Annotated in this window: 14 protein-coding genes and 1 pseudogene; 8 read left to right on the forward strand and 7 right to left on the reverse strand. The window is 62.1% G+C overall.

Annotated features, from left to right (window positions below; translation table 11 throughout):
* The first annotated feature begins 292 nt into the window (after positions 1–292).
* Complete coding sequence (locus ACZ5YA_RS07770) at positions 293–3679, forward strand: TM0106 family RecB-like putative nuclease (protein WP_464092315.1); 3387 nt, start codon at positions 293–295, stop codon at positions 3677–3679.
* Between the two features lie 286 nt (positions 3680–3965).
* On the forward strand, positions 3966–4295 hold the full coding sequence (locus ACZ5YA_RS07775; RefSeq protein ID WP_464092316.1) for a YciI family protein: 330 nt from the start codon (positions 3966–3968) through the stop codon (positions 4293–4295).
* Between the two features lie 80 nt (positions 4296–4375).
* On the opposite strand, the gene ACZ5YA_RS07780 is transcribed toward ACZ5YA_RS07775, so the two are convergent.
* The 3 genes from ACZ5YA_RS07780 to ACZ5YA_RS07790 form a co-directional block, all read right to left on the reverse strand.
* Positions 4376–5176 carry a hypothetical protein gene (locus tag ACZ5YA_RS07780; RefSeq protein ID WP_464092317.1) on the reverse strand — a complete coding sequence of 267 codons (801 nt, stop codon included), beginning with the start codon at positions 5174–5176 and terminating at the stop codon, positions 4376–4378.
* A 97-nt stretch (positions 5177–5273) separates the two neighbouring features.
* Positions 5274–6254 (reverse strand): Bug family tripartite tricarboxylate transporter substrate binding protein, encoded by a 981-nt coding sequence (locus ACZ5YA_RS07785; RefSeq protein ID WP_464092318.1) that lies wholly within the window; start codon positions 6252–6254, stop codon positions 5274–5276.
* Positions 6255–6367: 113 nt separating this feature from the next.
* Complete coding sequence (locus tag ACZ5YA_RS07790) at positions 6368–7294, reverse strand: LysR family transcriptional regulator (protein ID WP_119451312.1); 927 nt, start codon at positions 7292–7294, stop codon at positions 6368–6370.
* 92 nt (positions 7295–7386) lie between these two features.
* On the opposite strand from ACZ5YA_RS07790, the gene ACZ5YA_RS07795 reads away from it, so the two are divergent.
* A complete protein-coding gene (locus ACZ5YA_RS07795) occupies positions 7387–9654 on the forward strand; it encodes a DUF3604 domain-containing protein (RefSeq protein ID WP_464092319.1) in 2268 nt (755 codons plus the stop codon).
* A gap of 153 nt (positions 9655–9807) precedes the next feature.
* The gene (locus tag ACZ5YA_RS07800; protein WP_280016262.1) at positions 9808–10722 is read left to right on the forward strand and encodes a putative periplasmic lipoprotein; all 915 of its coding nucleotides are present in this window, start codon (positions 9808–9810) and stop codon (positions 10720–10722) included.
* A gap of 121 nt (positions 10723–10843) precedes the next feature.
* Here ACZ5YA_RS07800 and ACZ5YA_RS07805 read toward each other — a convergent pair whose 3' ends face one another.
* The gene (locus ACZ5YA_RS07805; RefSeq protein WP_306637142.1) at positions 10844–11461 is read right to left on the reverse strand and encodes a cysteine hydrolase family protein; all 618 of its coding nucleotides are present in this window, start codon (positions 11459–11461) and stop codon (positions 10844–10846) included.
* A 151-nt stretch (positions 11462–11612) separates the two neighbouring features.
* Between ACZ5YA_RS07805 and ACZ5YA_RS07810 the strand changes: the two genes are divergently transcribed.
* From ACZ5YA_RS07810 to ACZ5YA_RS07825, 4 genes and pseudogenes are all read left to right on the forward strand, one after another.
* The gene (locus tag ACZ5YA_RS07810; protein WP_464092320.1) at positions 11613–12563 is read left to right on the forward strand and encodes a GlxA family transcriptional regulator; all 951 of its coding nucleotides are present in this window, start codon (positions 11613–11615) and stop codon (positions 12561–12563) included.
* 133 nt (positions 12564–12696) lie between these two features.
* Positions 12697–12942 (forward strand): annotated as a pseudogene (locus ACZ5YA_RS07815) (MarR family winged helix-turn-helix transcriptional regulator); the annotation flags it as partial.
* Between the two features lie 111 nt (positions 12943–13053).
* The gene (locus ACZ5YA_RS07820; RefSeq protein WP_410487139.1) at positions 13054–13620 is read left to right on the forward strand and encodes a GNAT family N-acetyltransferase; all 567 of its coding nucleotides are present in this window, start codon (positions 13054–13056) and stop codon (positions 13618–13620) included.
* 60 nt (positions 13621–13680) lie between these two features.
* The gene (locus ACZ5YA_RS07825) at positions 13681–14577 is read left to right on the forward strand and encodes a DMT family transporter (RefSeq protein ID WP_419343709.1); all 897 of its coding nucleotides are present in this window, start codon (positions 13681–13683) and stop codon (positions 14575–14577) included.
* 24 nt (positions 14578–14601) lie between these two features.
* Here ACZ5YA_RS07825 and ACZ5YA_RS07830 read toward each other — a convergent pair whose 3' ends face one another.
* The 3 genes from ACZ5YA_RS07830 to ACZ5YA_RS07840 form a co-directional block, all read right to left on the reverse strand.
* A complete protein-coding gene (locus tag ACZ5YA_RS07830; RefSeq protein ID WP_464092321.1) occupies positions 14602–15174 on the reverse strand; it encodes an HD domain-containing protein in 573 nt (190 codons plus the stop codon).
* Positions 15175–15202: 28 nt separating this feature from the next.
* Positions 15203–15847, reverse strand: coding sequence for a hypothetical protein (locus ACZ5YA_RS07835; RefSeq protein WP_464092322.1), 645 nt, complete (start codon positions 15845–15847; stop codon positions 15203–15205).
* A 245-nt stretch (positions 15848–16092) separates the two neighbouring features.
* A complete protein-coding gene (locus ACZ5YA_RS07840; RefSeq protein ID WP_280016267.1) occupies positions 16093–16464 on the reverse strand; it encodes a hypothetical protein in 372 nt (123 codons plus the stop codon).
* Between the last annotated feature and the right edge of the window lie 48 nt (positions 16465–16512).

Below are 16512 nucleotides of genomic sequence, written 5' to 3' on the forward strand. Positions count from 1 at the left end.
CCCTGGTATTTAACTCACGCCCAGGTCACCGCTGCCAGTGACAGCGGCATCCACATTCATTTCGTTGAAGATTCGCTGACAGGCAAGCTTGCCGACCTCTGAATGGCCCTTAATGTGAGGAAACCATGGCCGTCGGCGCATCGAGGCTGACGGCGGCTTCGCCGGACAACCTGTTCTCGTTGAACCAGCGTCCGATCCGCTAACTTTGGGCGTCGCAAAGGTGGCACATCGTCCCCTGGACACCACCACGCCCCCGTAACATAATGGTTACAAAAAAAAGGGGGGGGAGACCATGCAGAACCGAGACTCGGGGCGCCTTTATGCCGCAACTGATCTAGTCAATTTCCTGGAATGCGAACACGTCACATCGCTCGATCTGCTGAATCTGCAGAGCCCGCTGCCGCGGGCTGACGTGGACGAGACGATCCAGCTCATCCAGCGGAAGGGCTATGAGCATGAAGACGCGTACGTCCTGTACTTACGTGACCAAGGTCTGACGGTGGTCGACATCGCCGAGGGCAATGAGAGTCTTGAGGCAAAGGTGGCCGCCACCCTCAAGGCTATGCGCGCCGGCGTAGATGTCGTCTTTCAAGCCACGCTCCTACATAACAACTTAGCGGGCTTTGCGGACTTTCTCATCAAGGTTGACAGGCCATCCTCCCTCGGCAACTACAGTTACGAAGTTTCGGACACCAAGCTGTCGCGCACGCCTAAGGCCAAATTCCTGGTACAGCTGTCGTTCTACTCGAAGTTGCTAACCGTGGTGCAGGGTGTTGCGCCGGTGTCCATGCACATAATCCTCGGGAACCGGTCTCGTAAAACCTACCGGTGTGCCGACTATGCTCACTACTTCGAGGCATTGTTGGAGCGATTCCTGGCTCGCATGAGCGAGGAAGGAAAGACCACCTATCCAGAACCCTGTAGTTACTGCGATCTCTGCCGCTGGAGCCATCTATGCAAGCAGCAATGGTTGGATGACGATCACCTCAGTCAAGTAGCCAATATCTCACGCGGCCAGCTATTGAAGCTTAAGAGTGCCGGCATAGACACTATGGCCAAGCTGGCTACATTGTCTCCGGATACTTCCGTGAGCAAGCTCCAAGCTGGCACGTTGAAAAAGCTGCGACATCAGGCGTTTCTGCAAACGGAGGCCCGACGCACGGGCGAGCGCATTGTCGAATTACTACCTCAGCAACCAGGCCGAGGCCTACTTCGAATGCCCGAGCCGAACTCTGGGGATATGTTCTTCGACATGGAGGGCGATCCGCTCGAGGAAGGCGGACTGGAGTATTTGTTTGGCCTGTACTTTTTCGAAGGTAATCAATGGAGATTCAAGGGCTTCTGGGCGCATAGTCGCCAGGAGGAAAGCATCGCCTTCGAAGCGTTCGTCGACTTCGTTGTGGCTCGCCTGAAGACCTATCCGGGCGCTCACGTCTACCACTACGCGAGTTATGAGGAGACCGCCCTCAAGAAGCTTATGACATTGCACGCCACGCGCGAGGCTGAGGTCGACAACTGGCTGCGCCGGGGCGTGCTCGTCGACCTATACCAAGTGGTGCGCGAAGGCATCATGGTGTCGGAGCCGCGCTATTCGATCAAGAATATCGAGCGCTTCTATCTGGAAGCGCGCGACGGCGATGTCACCAATGCCGGCGCCAGCATCGTCTGGTACGAGAGATGGAAGGAGACAGGGGAACAATCGCTTCTGGACTCCATCGAGAAGTACAACGAAGACGATGTGCGCTCGACGCAGAAACTGCGAGACTGGCTGCTAACACTGCGCCCGCACGGCATACCGTGGGCCCAGCCGCGTACTGTGGCGAACAGCGCCAACCCTGAAACCGCATTCAGCCAGCCGCTCACCGACGCCGAGGTTCGCCTGGTTCCATACCGCAAAGCTTTGGTTGAGCCACTGCCAGAGGACCACCAAGCCTGGACCGCTGAGGAGGTCTCCAAGGAATTGACCTATCAACTCCTTGACTTTCACCGCCGCGCTGATAAGCCCGCCTACTGGGCAATGTTTCAGCGTATGGACATGACCGACGACGAGCTTCTGGAAGATCCTGAGTGTCTGGCCGGGCTGGAGTCGGATCCGCAGTCACCGCCCACGGCGGTGAAACGGTCTACCCTCTACACGTACACATACCCTGTCCAAGAGACCAAACTGCGCAGCGGTAGCAACATCACGAGGGCTGACACTGGCGAATCCTTGGGCCAACTGGACATAGACAGTGAAGCACGCCTTATTCGGCTGAAGGTTGGCCCTACCAAGGAAAAGCCGCCCACCCGGCTCAGTTTGGGACCTGGTAACCCCGTGCCAACTAGGGTTATCCAAGAGGCGCTGTTCCGGTTCGCGGACACACTGATTGACGGCACCCACAAGTACCCCGCGCTTGAAAGCATGCTGCGCCGGGAAATTCCTTCCATTGCGGGCAAGAATGCCGACACACCCATGATTTCTGGAAAGGCGACGGTTGAGGCCTGCACCGCCGTGGTGATGGGCATGCAGAACACCTATCTCTTCGTCCAGGGACCGCCCGGCGCTGGCAAGACCTACACCGGCTCTCACGTCATTGTCGAATTGCTAGCTGCAGGCAAGCGAGTGGGCATCACGTCCAACTCCCATCGCCCCATTAACCATCTGCTGGAAAAAGTAGCGGAAGTTGCCAAGAGGCGGGGGCTGACCTTCAAAGGTGTCAAGAAATCAAGCAGGGGAGACGACACGGCATATCTCGGGGATGGCATCGAAAACCTCTATGAGAACGACGGGGTGTTCTCCTGTGGTGCCCAATTAGTGGCAGGGACCGCATGGCTCTTTTCCAGGCCAGACGCTGACCAGTACCTCGACTACCTATTCGTCGATGAGGCCGGCCAGGTCTCGCTGGCCAATCTAATCGCTGTCGGTACCAGCGCCCAAAATCTTGTCTTGTTGGGAGACCAGATGCAGCTCTCCCAGCCCACGCAGGGTGTCCATCCAGGACGTTCGGGCGACTCATCCCTGGACTACCTCCTCGACGGCGTGGCCACGATTGCACCCAATCGTGGCATCTTCCTCGAGACAACTTGGCGGATGCACCCTGACGTCTGCACCTTCATCTCTGAGGCGGTCTACGACTCTCGACTAGAACCCGAGTCCAAGAACAAGAGTCGGGTCGTCGTGCTTCGGGACGACCCGACTCCGATTCTCCAGCCCACCGGGATCGTCTTCGCCGCAGTGAACCATGAAGGCTGCTCACAGCAGAGCATTGAGGAGGCCGAGCTCATCAGGCAACTATACGAGGACCTTCTGCGCCACAGCTACACTGCAGACGATGGCAGCATTCACTCAATGACGTCGGATAACATCCTCGTTGTGGCCCCCTACAACATGCAGGTAAATCTGCTACGAGACACGCTTCCAACTGATGCTCGGGTTGGGACTGTCGACAAGTTCCAGGGGCAGGAAGCCGAAGTCGTTCTCATCTCGATGACAACATCGAGCGAGGCCGAGCTGCCGCGCTTCATGGAATTCTTGTTCAGCAAGAACCGTCTGAATGTGGCGGTCTCCCGGGCAAAGTCCTTGGCGGTGCTAGTGGCCAACCCCGCCTTGCTGGCCATCAAGTGCTCCACGCCAGAGCAGATGGGCCTTGTGAATACCCTCTGTTGGATTGCATCGACTGGAACCCGGTCGCAACGGTAATTCTCGGCCTAAAGCGTGCAGCATAAAATCCGATTGCAAACTCGTTAGCTAATTTTTAGTCCAACTCTTTTCTATTTATCAAATATGGCATGAGACATTAATTTCAGGTATGCCGACACACCACTCAAGATCTGGCACAGCTAGTAAAGCCCCGAGGAGCTAGCGGATTCATCGTGTGGAGAGAAATCACGCTCGGGCAGACCTCAGTCCACTCCCAGGCGTTCCCTTTACTGTGCATCGACATTGCAAGTCGGTCCAAATATCATCCACGTTAAGGAGACGATCCATGCCAAAGTTCGTGACTATCGGATATGGCGATCAAGAGGGCTACGATCGTACGCCCTCGACCATCCGAAACGCAGCGCATGCCCACGACGCAAAACTGCAGAACGACGGTGTACTGATGGGCATCGCAGGCAAGCCAGTACAGGTTCGCAACCACGAAGCCGCACGGGTTGAAACGACAAACGGCCCATTCATGAAATCACTCTTGCCAGTGGCAGGCTTCGCCATCATCGAAGCCGCCGACATGGCCGAAGCTATAGCGATGGTGTCGCAAACACCCTGCGCCGTCGCGCACGGCGTCGTTGAGGTGTGGCCGCTGGAACAGCCGTAGCGACACCTCTCATTCGCACGGCAGATTTATGTCTTGCAAGAACAAGGGAATAGCAACCCAGCGCCATCCCTACCCCGCATTCACAAATGCCGATGACTGCAAACCATAACCTGCCCGGTCAGCCCCTCGATCAGCCTGGCCAGCCCCCTCGCGCTGCCGTCATCCAGCCATTCCGTCCGAACCATCCGAAACCCCATCGCCAAGCTGTACTGCCAATCCAGCTCCAATATCCGGTAATCGCGCCCATTCTCCGCACAATGCCATTGCGCCGCCGGATCCTCATAAGCCGCCCCAATAAAATCAACATGCGAGTCGAACGGCGGCATGGATTCCAACAATTCATCTGACCCCGGCAAGCTAGGCTCGGAGAGATTTTCCCCCACCGCCACATGTGGCTCAGGCCCGTCATAAGCCAGCAGCATCAACGGAAAATTCTTTGGGTCCGCGTCATAGGGAGCCCGTGTATCGTCAGTCAGATAAGCTCGTGCCGCCGGCCCCAGGCAGTACTGCGGGCTGTTCCAGTCGCTGCTCTCGTTATCCGCATACCGGTCCCCCGGCGTAATACCGTACTCAGCCAGCAACGCCATGGCCTCTTCCATCGTGTCGTTGTGGCGTATCGGTATCTCCGCCGGCAGATACCCCGCCCCCACGTACATGGCGATCACATCTCCCGTGGTGCGCAGGCCTTCCTGATATTGGTACGAGCCTTCGTTCAAGCTGGCCAGGTCGAAGCTCAGGTTCAACAGCGCGCGATACGGAACACCGTCGCCGCGCGGTTCCATCACATATTCACCTTCCAACAGTTTGGTTTCCAGCCCCCGCCAATCAGGCGGCGGCAAGTGCATGTCGCGGGGGCACAGAAACTGGTGGTGTTCGGACATGGGCGGGACTCTCTCTGCTGAGGTGGCTGGGGCCGGCGAATTGTAAGCCGGCGCCCCGCGCATTTCCCCAGGCAGAGGAATCAGGCAATGCAAACACTTAATCCACTTTCGCCCCCGACCGCTGCACCAGCGGCACCCATTTGGCGATATCGGCCTGGATAAATGCCGCCAAGCCGCTAGGCGGCCCGTCGTGGAAGATTTCATACCCCAAGCCCTGCAGCCGCTGGCGCTGTTCGGCGCTGTCCATGACTTTGCGCGCTGCGGCGTTGAGTTTCGCCACGACGTCTGGCGGCGTGCCGGCGGGGGCCATCAGGCCGAGGTCGACGGTGATCACGTAGCCCGGTACGCCCTCTTCCATCATGGTCGGCACGTCTGGCAGCAAGGGGGATCGGGCCTCGCCCGTGACCGCCAGGGCGCGCAGCTTGCCTTCCTTGACTAGGCCGGACACGCTGGGCGTGTTGTAGAACGCGAAGGCGACCTCATGCGCCATGACGGCGGCCACGCCTTGCGGCGCGCCGCGATAGGGAATGTGCGCGGCCTGGGTGCCGGTGATCGACAGCAGCAGTTCGGCCGAGAGGTGGTGCGTGGTGCCGTTGCCGCCGGACGAGTACATCAGTTTGCCCGGCTGGGCTTTCAAGGCCGAGACCAGTTCGGGCACGGAGCGGTACGGGCTGTCGGACGGCACGACCAGCACATTGGAGCCGCCCGCCAGATAGGCGACCGGCACGAAGTCCTTGGTCGGATCGTAGGATAGCTTCGAGAACAGTCCCAGGTTGATGGCCCAGGTGTTGTTGGAGCCCAGCACCAGCGTATAGCCGTCGGGCGAGGCCTTGGCCACGTAGCTCATGGCGATCTGGCCGCCGCCGCCGGGTTTGTTCTCGACGACGACCGTCTGCCCCAGTTGCTGGCTCAGGCCGGGCTGGATGGAGCGCGCCAGGATATCGGCCGTGCTGCCCGCCGCCAGCGGCACGACCAGCGTGATGGGACGATCCGGAAACGGCGCCGCCTCGACTGGCGTCGCGACAAGCGACGCACAGGCCAGTACAGCCCCCAGTAGAACCCCTTGTAGTGTTTTCATGATGCCTCCGCGCTGGCGCGAGCAATGGAAACCATGCGGGCTTGCATGATGCCAAGCAGCGTATCGGAGCAGGCAACCCCGAAAAATAGGCGGGGTGCTATAGCGTCATGCCATCACGGCATGGCGGCGTCGCGGCGCAGGCGTTGGGAGACCGAGCGGACCACGGCGACGAAGGCCTGGGCCGCGGGAGACAGTGGGTAGTTGGCCAGGCGCGCGATGGAGATCGGCCATTCCAGCGCCGGATTGCGCAAGGCGATGCCCTTGATGCCGGCGGGCATCTGCCCGCGCGCGATCTGCGGCAGCATGGCCACGCCCATGCCGGCCTGTATCAGGCCGATGGCCGTGGACAGGAGGACGACGCGCTGTTCGACGCGCGGATAGATATTCGCGGCGATCAAGCGGCGGCTGATGTTGAGCCAGGCGGGCGCTTCGGGGTTCAGCTGGATGCAGGGCAATTCGGCCAGCACCTTGGCGTCGACCTCGTCCAGCCTGGCCAGGGGATGATCCATGCGCGCGAAGAGCGCGACGCCGCTGTCGGAAAGCTGTTCCACCATGATGCGGGAGTCGTCGTCCTGCATGACCGCACCCAGGCCGACATCGGCCTCGTGCGAGAGCAGGCGCGTGCGGATCTGCTGCACCATGCAATCGACCACGATCAGGTCCAGTTGGGGGTGGCGCTGGCGGAACTCCATCAGGATGTGCGGCAACAAGGTGGCCGCGCTGACGTGGCCCACGGCGACCATGACCTTGCCGCGCTTCAGGTCGGAGTGTTCGCGGCATTCCTGGATGGAACTGTCGATGGCCAGGATAGCGCGCCGCGCCGCGTCGACCATGGCCTGGCCGTCCCGCGTCAAGGAGACCTCGCGGCCGCGCACCACCAGCGGCTGGCCGACTTCGGCCTCCAATCGGCGGATCAAGTGGCTGACCGAGGGTTGCGACAGGCCCAGGCGTTCGCCGGCGGCCGTAAAGCTGGCCGTTTCACCGATAGCGACCAGCGCGCGCAGCTGGCGCAGGGAGACGGATTCGATCGGCTCGGTCATGTAGCGACGTCATGATGGAATAGTTTGCATACTATAGCTATATGGATGTGCGGTCCCTAAGATGGGATTTCCCTAACCCGCCAGGAACCGCAATGCCCCACTCTTCCTACGCCGCCGACCGCATGGGATCGGCCATCGTCGAACCTACCGGCCGTTTCGAAGCGGGCAGCTTCGCGTCGTTCACGCTGACGTACACCGCGGGCTATTTCGGCATCGACGACACCGGATCGATCAAGATCGTGCACCGTTTCGCCAGCGACATGGGCAAGCCGCAGTTCGATCAGCCGGACGGCTGGAACTACACCACGGTCGAGGCTTCCAACGGCGCGGTGTTGCAGGTGGAGTACGACGGCAAGCGCAACATCCGGCCTTGGGATAAGACGCTATTCATCCGGGTGGTGCGCGGCTACCTGGAGGAAGGCGATCAAATCGTGGTGCGCTTCGGCGATACGCGGCAGGGCTCGCCCGGCATGCGGGTGCAGACGTTCAGCGAGCCTACGTTCGAATTCAAGGTGCTGGTGGACGCCTTCGCCACCCACAACTACACCGAGCTCCAGCACTCGCCCACCATCGCCGTGGTGGCCGGGCCGCCGGTCGCCTACAAGGCCATCCTGCCCAGCCAGGCGGTGGCGGGCGAGCCCTTCAGCCTGGGTTTCAAGGGCGAAGATAAATGGGGCAACCCCAGCGATCAGGTAGCGGGCGAGTTCACCCTGCGCAGCAGCCTGCCGCTGCGCGGCCTGCCCGCCACGTTCTCGATGCGCGAGGGCGAGTTTGCCGCGCGGCTTGAGGGATTGGTGGCCGAAGCGCCCGGCGAGCTGCGCATCGAGGTGCTGCGCGACGGCCTGCCCGTGGCGCAAAGCACGCCCTGCCGCATCGTCGCGGCCGGCGGCGGCACACGCGGGCACTACTGGGCCGACCTGCACGGGCAGTCCGAGGAAACCATAGGCACCAATTCCGCCGAGGACCTGATCCTGTTCGCGCGCGACCGCGCCTTTCTGGACGTCATGAGCCATCAGGGCAATGACTTCCAGATCACCACGCCGTTCTGGGAACAGTTGAACCAGCTGACCGCGCAATACAACCAGGATGGATCGTTCATTATCTTTCCCGGCTATGAATGGTCGGGCAACACCGGCCTGGGCGGCGACCGCAACGTGCTGTACCTGAAGGAAGGCCGCCCCATCCATCGTTCCTCGCACGCGCTGATCGACGACCTGTCGGACCTGGCGCTGGACGCCAACGATGCCGATGCGCTGTTTGACGCGCTGAAGGACGAGGATGTGGTGGTGTTCGCACACATCGGCGGCCGCTACGCCGACATTACGCGGTCCCATGACGCGCGGCTGGAGCGCTCCATCGAGATCCACTCCGACTGGGGCACCTTCGAATGGCTGCTGGAGGATGCCTTCCGGCTGGGCTACCGCGTGGGCATCCTGGCCAATAGCGACGGGCACAAGGGCCGGCATGGCGCCAGCCATCCGGGCGCATCGTTGTTTGGCGCATATGGCGGCCTGAGCTGTCTGATTGCCGACCAGCTGACACGCCAGTCGATCGCCGAATGCCTGCGCCAACGCCGCCACTACGCCACCACCGGATGCCGCGCCTACCTGGACGTGCAAGCGCATTTCGACAGGCCGGCGCAGCGCTATTCCGACGATCCCAAGCTGGGCGCCCCAGTCACGCGCGAGCCCGTCACGCAGGCCGATATGGGCGCCATCCTGTCGTACGACGGCGACTCGCTGGAGCTGTCCTTCGAGGTCCTGACCCATGGCGCCATCGAACGCGTGGAAGTCCGCAACCGCATGGACGTGGTGCAGACGCTGTACCCCTACGACGAGGCCGCGCTGGGCAACCGGATCCGCATCGTCTGGGAAGGATCCGAGTACCGCGGCCGCGGCCGCCAGACGGTCTGGGACGGTAGCGCGACCCTCGAAGGCAACACCTTCATCGATCCGCTACCGATCAATTTCTGGAACCTGGACAAGACCCTGGCGCAACCTCGCCCCGACATGCTGAGCTGGCGCTCGCTGACCACCGGCGGCTACAGCGGCATCGATGTGCGGCTGAGCAATCCGCGCGCCGGCGTGCTGAAAATCGACACGCCGGTGGTGCGTACCGAGATCCCCGTCGAGCAGATCGGACTGGAGCCGGTCGTCGTGGAAAACGGCGGCATCCGGCGCCGGCTTCAAGTCTATCGCCTGCCTGACGAGAATCCGGTGCAACGGATGCAGGCGCGGGTGCGCGTGCCGCTGCACACAGACTCCGACAATGCGGTGTACCTGCGCATCACGACCGAGGACGGCTTCTTCATCTATTCCAGCCCGATCTACGTGGAGCGGACCGGGTCCGGGCCGAAATAAGGTGGCCGGCCGCTAGGCGCCGGGGTGCCTGGATGGGCTCCTCGGACCGCTGGCATCGTGCTTTTGGATGGCTAGCCGCATCGGATCCTCGTTGCTACGCTGGCTACCAGCATTCGCCAGAAACGCTCGGTCCAATTATTTCCACCCAAGAATATGCTCAAGCGCCTGAAGGGTAATACCCCTTTTGCTCGGCTATTGCGGCTGTCGGCGCAAGGGACGGCGAGCCGCCATTGGTTGCCATTATTCTTGGTCTCGGTCCTATTGGCCGGCTGTGCCGCCCGTCCTCCGGGCGCCTATCCGATGTACACGCCCGCGCCACTCAAGCCTTTCGCCACCGTCCCCGAAGGCAATGACCGCCTTGTCGCCGAACGGACGGCGTATCAAGACCGCGCGGACCGGGCGCAGCTCGCCTTGTATGAACAGAGCGACTGGACGTTGGCGGGCGTGGTCGTCGGCGTCACGGGCGGCTTGATTGGAAACGTGGCGACCACGGCTACCGGCGCCGGCATTGCGGCAGGTGCGAGTCAATTGGGTGCGCGGTATCACCTGGAGGCTCAGCGCGGCCTTTTCGATGCGGCGGCGAAGAAGGCGGGCTGTGTGGTCACGGTGACGTACGCCTTGCAGAACAGCGCCCCATCGGAGTTGAGCGACGAGCTCAACAAGCTACCCATCCTGGTGCGATCCATGAATTTCGCGTCGATGGAGATTCAATCGCAGCTGCGCCAGAATCTCAACGCGCTGACACCTGCTCCCATCGATGCCGCTGCCGTACTGGCTGCGTACAACGGCTATTACAAAATGCAGGGTACGCCGCTAAAAGGTTCAGCCGTGACTGTCCTGGGCAAAACCATTCCAGATTACGCAGCAGCTGAACGGCTCGCCAAGGAGGTAAAGCTGGCCCTCCTGGATATCGACTCATGCGTAAAGACGGGGTCTCCGGTAGTCCCTGCTTCAGTGGCAGCCGCCCTGGCTACCGCCGATACCGCAGCGCCGCTGGCGCCAACCGATCCGATCATCGATTCGCTGCTGAATCCCCCGAAACGCGAGGGTTCCCAGCCCAGCCGGTAAGCAAGGCACCGTGAACACCAGAGATGAAGCAGGCCGACGCCATGTGCCCGAACGCGCGCTCACAGGCAAGATGCCGATGGACTCGCACCAGACCGGCTGACCTACCCGGCCCCTTATCCTCTCAAGCCAACGGCAGCTCCAGCACCTGCTTCGTCGTCATGATGTCGCCGAAGGTGTCATCGATGCTCGCCAGCGCCGCACGATGCAGCATCGCGTGCGGCAACGCAGCCTGCTCCCCCGCACCCGTATCCAGGTCGCGCGTGGCGCAGGCATCAGCCGCCACGATCACCTGATACCCTAGCGGCACCGCGTCTCGGGCAGCGCCTGCAACGCAGGCGTGGGTCATCAGGCCGGTGATCAGCAGCGTGCGCACGCCCGCCGCCTTCAGGCGCTGGTCGATGTCAGTGCTGGGGAACACGCTGACCGTCGACTTGCGCAGCACCGTATGGCCAGCCGCGGGCTGCAGGTCGGGATGAAATTCGATGCCGGCGCTGCCGTCGGCGAAGACCGGGCTGCCGGCCGGCGTGGCGTGTTGGATATGGAAGACCGGAATGCCATGCCGATCGGCATGGGCGACGAGCTTAGCCGCGTTGCGCAGGGCCGCCGGACCTTCGGGAATGGGCAGCCTGCCGCTGAAGTATTCATTCTGGAAGTCGATCACCAGCAAGGCGGTGCTGGCCGGGTCGATGGACTGCGGGGCGGTGGCGCCGGCGATGGCGCGGATGGTCGGGTGATTCATCGTAGGTCCTTGATCTGTAGGCGTTTAGTGTGCTGTTCACGCACGAGGGCGAACGGCATCAAGGATGCGCCATCGGGTTGGAACCCGAAAGTGGCCCGAATACCAATAAATGATAGGATCGGGCCAAATCCGCATTCCTGTCCATTGCGCCATGCACACCATCGCCGTCGTCGCCTTCGCGGGCATCAGTTCCTTTCACCTGTCCGTGCCCTGCATGGTGTTCGGCGACGACCTGGCCCGGCTGGGCGTACCGCGCTATCGCCTGCTGGTCTGCGGCGAAGCAGTCGGGCCGGTCGCGACCATGTCGGGTTTCGATATCCATGTGCCGCACGATTATTCGGCCCTGGCCGAGGCCGACACGGTGATCGTGCCCGCCTGGCGCGATCCGGACGAGCGCCCGCCGGAAACCATGTTGCAGGCCCTGCGCGATGCGCATGCGCGCGGCGCGCGCGTCATCGGCCTGTGCCTGGGCGCCTTTGTGCTGGCCGAGGCGGGTTTGCTCGACGGCCGACCGGCTTCAACGCACTGGGTCTGGAGTGACGACTTCGCCCGCAAGTACCCGCAGATCCGGCTCGACCGCAAGGCCTTGTACGTGGACGACGGCGACATCCTGACCTCGGCCGGCACCGCTGCCGCCATCGATTGCTGCCTGCATCTGCTGCGTTGCGACCATGGCGCGGAGTTGGCGAACCGGGTGGCCCGCCGCATGGTGATGGCGCCACATCGCGATGGCGGGCAGGCGCAGTACATCGAGCGGCCGCTCACACGCGAGGACGGCGGCGATCCGATAAGCGTGGCCATGGAATGGGCCATCGAGCATTTGCAGGAGCCGCTGGGGCTGGACCGCCTGGCCAGCGAGGCCGGGCTGAGCCGCCGCAATTTCACGCGGCGCTTCAAGCTGAAGACGGGCACGACCGTGACGCAGTGGGTGCTGAACCACAGGCTGGCCGCCGCGCAGCGGCTGCTGGAGACGGGCGGGCTGTCGGTGGACCGGGTGGCCGAGGCCACGGGATTCGGGTCGACGGTGTCGCTGCGGCAGCATTTCACGGCGGCGTTCTCGGTGTCGCCTGCGGGGTATCGGAAGCAGTTCCGGCAGCGGTAACGGCGGCCCCTCCCGTGCCGCGCGTCGGATAGCGCCGGCCTATCGGAATGATCGCCGTCGAACAGAAAAAGATCTTCCAATGCTTGCCTAAAGCAAACAATAATATGCCTTAAGCAAGTAATTGGAACTTCCCATGACAGAGCAATCGCTCTACGACCGCGCCGAAGCGGTCCGGTACTTCAACCGCTTCTACACCCGCCAGATCGGAGTGCTGCACGAGCATCTGCTGGCCAGCGAGTTCTCGCTGACCGAAGTCCGCATTCTCTACGAGCTGGCTCACCGGCCGGCGCTCAGCACCTCGGACCTGTGCCGGGAGCTGAACCTGGACGCGGGGTATGTCAGCCGCGTGATCTCGGGCTTCGAAAAGAAAGGTTTGATCGCCAAGACGCGCTCGGCGGCGGACGCGCGCGTGGGTTTGCTGGAACTGACGGACGCGGGCCGGGCGGCGTTTGCGCCGCTCAATGAAGCGTCGCGCAACGAGATCATCGCCATCCTCAAACAGCTATCGGAGCCGGCGCAAGCGCAGCTGGTCAATGCCATGAACGAAATCCAGAACCTGCTCGGCGACAAAGCTCCCCTGCCCTACGTGCTGCGCGATCCCCGGCCGGGCGACATGGGGCTGGTAGTGGCGAACCAGGCGAGGGTCTATGCCCAGGAATTCGGCTGGAACTCGGAGTACGAGGCGCTGGTGGCCGAGATCGTGGCGAAGTTCATCCGGGAATTCGACCGCGAGCGAGAGCGCTGCTGGATCGCCGAGAAGGACGGCAAGATGGTGGGCTCGGTCTTCGTGGTGCGGCAGGACGAAACCACGGCGAAGCTGCGCCTGTTGTACGTGGACGGCGCCGCGCGCGGGCTGGGCATAGGCCATCGGCTGGTGGACGAGTGTCTGCGTTTTGCGCGGCAGGCAGGCTACCGGCGCATGGTGTTGTGGACCAACAGCGTGCTGACGGATGCGCGCCGGATCTATGAAAAGGCCGGTTTCGAGCTGGTCGAGGAAGAACAGCATCACAGCTTCGGCAAGGATCTGGTGGGCCAGTATTGGGCGCGGGATCTGTAGGAAGCGCAATGCATCCCAGCAACCAGATGAAATCCGTGCTTGCGGACAGGCGCGGCTCCGATGAGTGAACGCGCCCAGGCCATTTGCGCCGCCGCGATCACGGGCGCGCTGGTGGGGGCCGCAATGGTCTCGACACGCGCAGTGTCGAACGACGTGTCACCGGAGACCTTGGCCTTCCTGCGTTATGCCATCGGGGCGCTCATGCTTGCCGCGCCCATGCTGCGGCGATGGTCGGTACGGTTTACGGCCAAGGATTTCTGCGCGGTGGCGGGCCTGGGCATACTGCAATTCGCGATGCTGATATTGCTGTTGAACTACGCGCTGGCCCGCCTGCCGGCCGCCACGTGCGCGCTGGTGTTTTCCACGCTGCCGCTGGTGACGCTGTGCCTGGCGATTGCCACGGGACGCGAGCGGTTCAGCTGGCCGCGGCTGATCGGCGCGGGCGTGGCGGTCTCGGGGATTGCACTATTGCTGCAACCTTCTGCCGCCGCGGTGGGCAGCGCCGCGGATGGCTGGGCTTGGGCCGCCTTGTTGGGCGCGACGTTTATCGGCGCGGCTTGCAGTCTTTTATATCGTCCGTACCTGCGTCGCTATCCATCCATGTATGTCAGCGTGGTGGCGATGCTTGTCTCGGTCTTGTTCCTGGCAGGCGTCTGCCTGGCGCGAAGCGCGCCATTGCTGCCCAGCCTGTCGGGCTTTCAGTGGGCGAATGTGGTGTTCATCGGACTATCCAGCGCGGTGGGCTATTTCTGCCTGCTGTGGGCGTTGAGCCGCCTGGAGGCAAGCCGCGTCATGTCGTTTCAGGCGCTGGCGCCGATCACGGCCGTGTTGATCGAGCTATTGAGTGGCTCGTATCCGTTGACCTGGCGCCTGACAGGGGCTTTTGTTCTGGTCCTGTCCGGCGTCTGGTTCGGCACGCACGAACGGCGCGCAAGCGCACCCGCAAGCGCCGCTTGAGCGGCCTCCGGACCACCAAACCGTTCAGCTCTCTGGCTTGATCCGGGCGCGTGTTTTCTCGTCCAGGACGCTGCGCACCAGGGCAAATAAGGGATCCACGTCGGTATGCTTCTGGCCGTAGGTCAGATTGAACCCATAATCAAAATCCGGCGGATTCAAACCCTGCGAGTGCTGCAAGATGGTCTCCAGCTTGTCCAGGGCCTTGACGGCCTTGGCTTCCGGCGTGGCGGCATCCTCATATTCCTGCCAAAGCGCCATGATTCCTGCGCGCTGCTTCTCGTCCAGGGACCGCGTCAGGTGCAGCAGGTCGACTTTCTCCTGCTCGCTCTTGTCCGGGTGCTGGTGCTTCTCGATGGCCGGCACGTCGCCGTGTATGGCCTCGCCCAGATCGTGTAGCACGCACAGCTTCAGGACCTTGAGCATGTCCAGGCCGGCCAACTCGTCCTCAAAGGCCATGGCCATCAGGCACAAGCGCCAGCTGTGTTCAGCCGTGCTTTCCGGGCGGCCCGTGGACGTGAATCCGCTACGCAGCACGCTCTTGAGTTTTTCGGCTTCCTGCAGAAAGGCCAGCCGGCCTTTGATTTTGTCGATGTCCATGCTCAATCTCAACCCATTGCGGCGCAGCCTAGCGGCAAGGTTCCTTCGGCAGATCGAACCCGACCTTGACGCTGGTCGCGGCCACATTCCTGAAGGCGGCCTCGGCCACATCGTTGTAGCGGGCGTCGCAATTGAATTTGTTGTTGAGCAGGTAATCCTGGCCTTCGGCCTTTTCCATCTGCGAGGCCCATCTTTCGGCTGCATCCAGCGCCTCGTCTCCGGCCTGCACAAAGCCCAGCATAACCTCCATGCCGCCGGCTGCGCGCGGCGCGGTCCAGCTTGCGTAGACCCAGGGATCGGCGGCATTGCCGCAGTCCGTCAGGCAATCGGCCGTATAGGTCAGGTCCGGGCCAAAGGCGGCGGGGGTGAGTTTCTGCCCTGGCTTGGGCGCATATTCGCCAATGAAACTGGCGAGGTCGGGCTGGCAAGCTTCGGACGCATCCATGCTCAGCGCCGATACCTTGCCCGACTTGATCGTCGCGGTGATCAGGCAGCCCTGCACCTCGAACACGCGATCGTCGCCGTAGGATTCCTGCGGCGCGCCGGTTATCGATTCCAAATGCGCCTGGCTCTTGCCCAGCATTTTTCCGTTGAAGACGTCCTGCACCGTGGCGGCCTGCGCAATGTTGCCGCCGGCCATCAGCAGCCCTATGGCCAAAACTCTGAAATACATACTGGATCAGGCTCCGTCGAATATGGGTCTTGCGGCTGGCAAACCACGCGCGCAAACGGCGCGTATTCAAACACAAATGGCACGGCACGAATGGGCAAGAAATCGGCAATCCATGGGCATATGCCTGCGGATAATCCGAATTCATTGGAAGCTGTGGATTCAAGCAGTCACAACTGCGCCGACGGGCAACAAATTATCACGTTTACGACACGGCTCCGGCAGATCGCGGTATGACCGGCCTCCGACTAGCTCTTGGGCGCGAATATCACCTTGACCGGCGCGCCCTGCTTGATCGTGCTGGCCCAAGGGCCATTCTTCGGCTCGAACGCGGGATGCCAGGCCCTGAGTTCCGTATCGGAAATCCATTCAAGCTGTAGTTGCTCATCAGGCGTATACGACCGGAACTGCGTCAGCGCCACGATGAACGCATTGCACTTTTCCGATACGCCTGCCTCGACCACGGATACCTGGGTCTGCTCGTCCCAGGTCAGGGACCCGCGCTGCGGACACTTGCGGACCTCAACGTGATATTTCCCGTCAGGCGAAGGCAGATCGGCGATGATTTTGTCGGGACCGCAAGCCGTCAGCAGCATGGACGACAGCAATACCAGTGGCATGCTTTTTTTCATTGAAGAGCCTTCTGACTGTCAAGGAGGTCGAGCCGT

This window comes from Achromobacter sp. JCM 18799 (genome assembly GCF_055395645.1).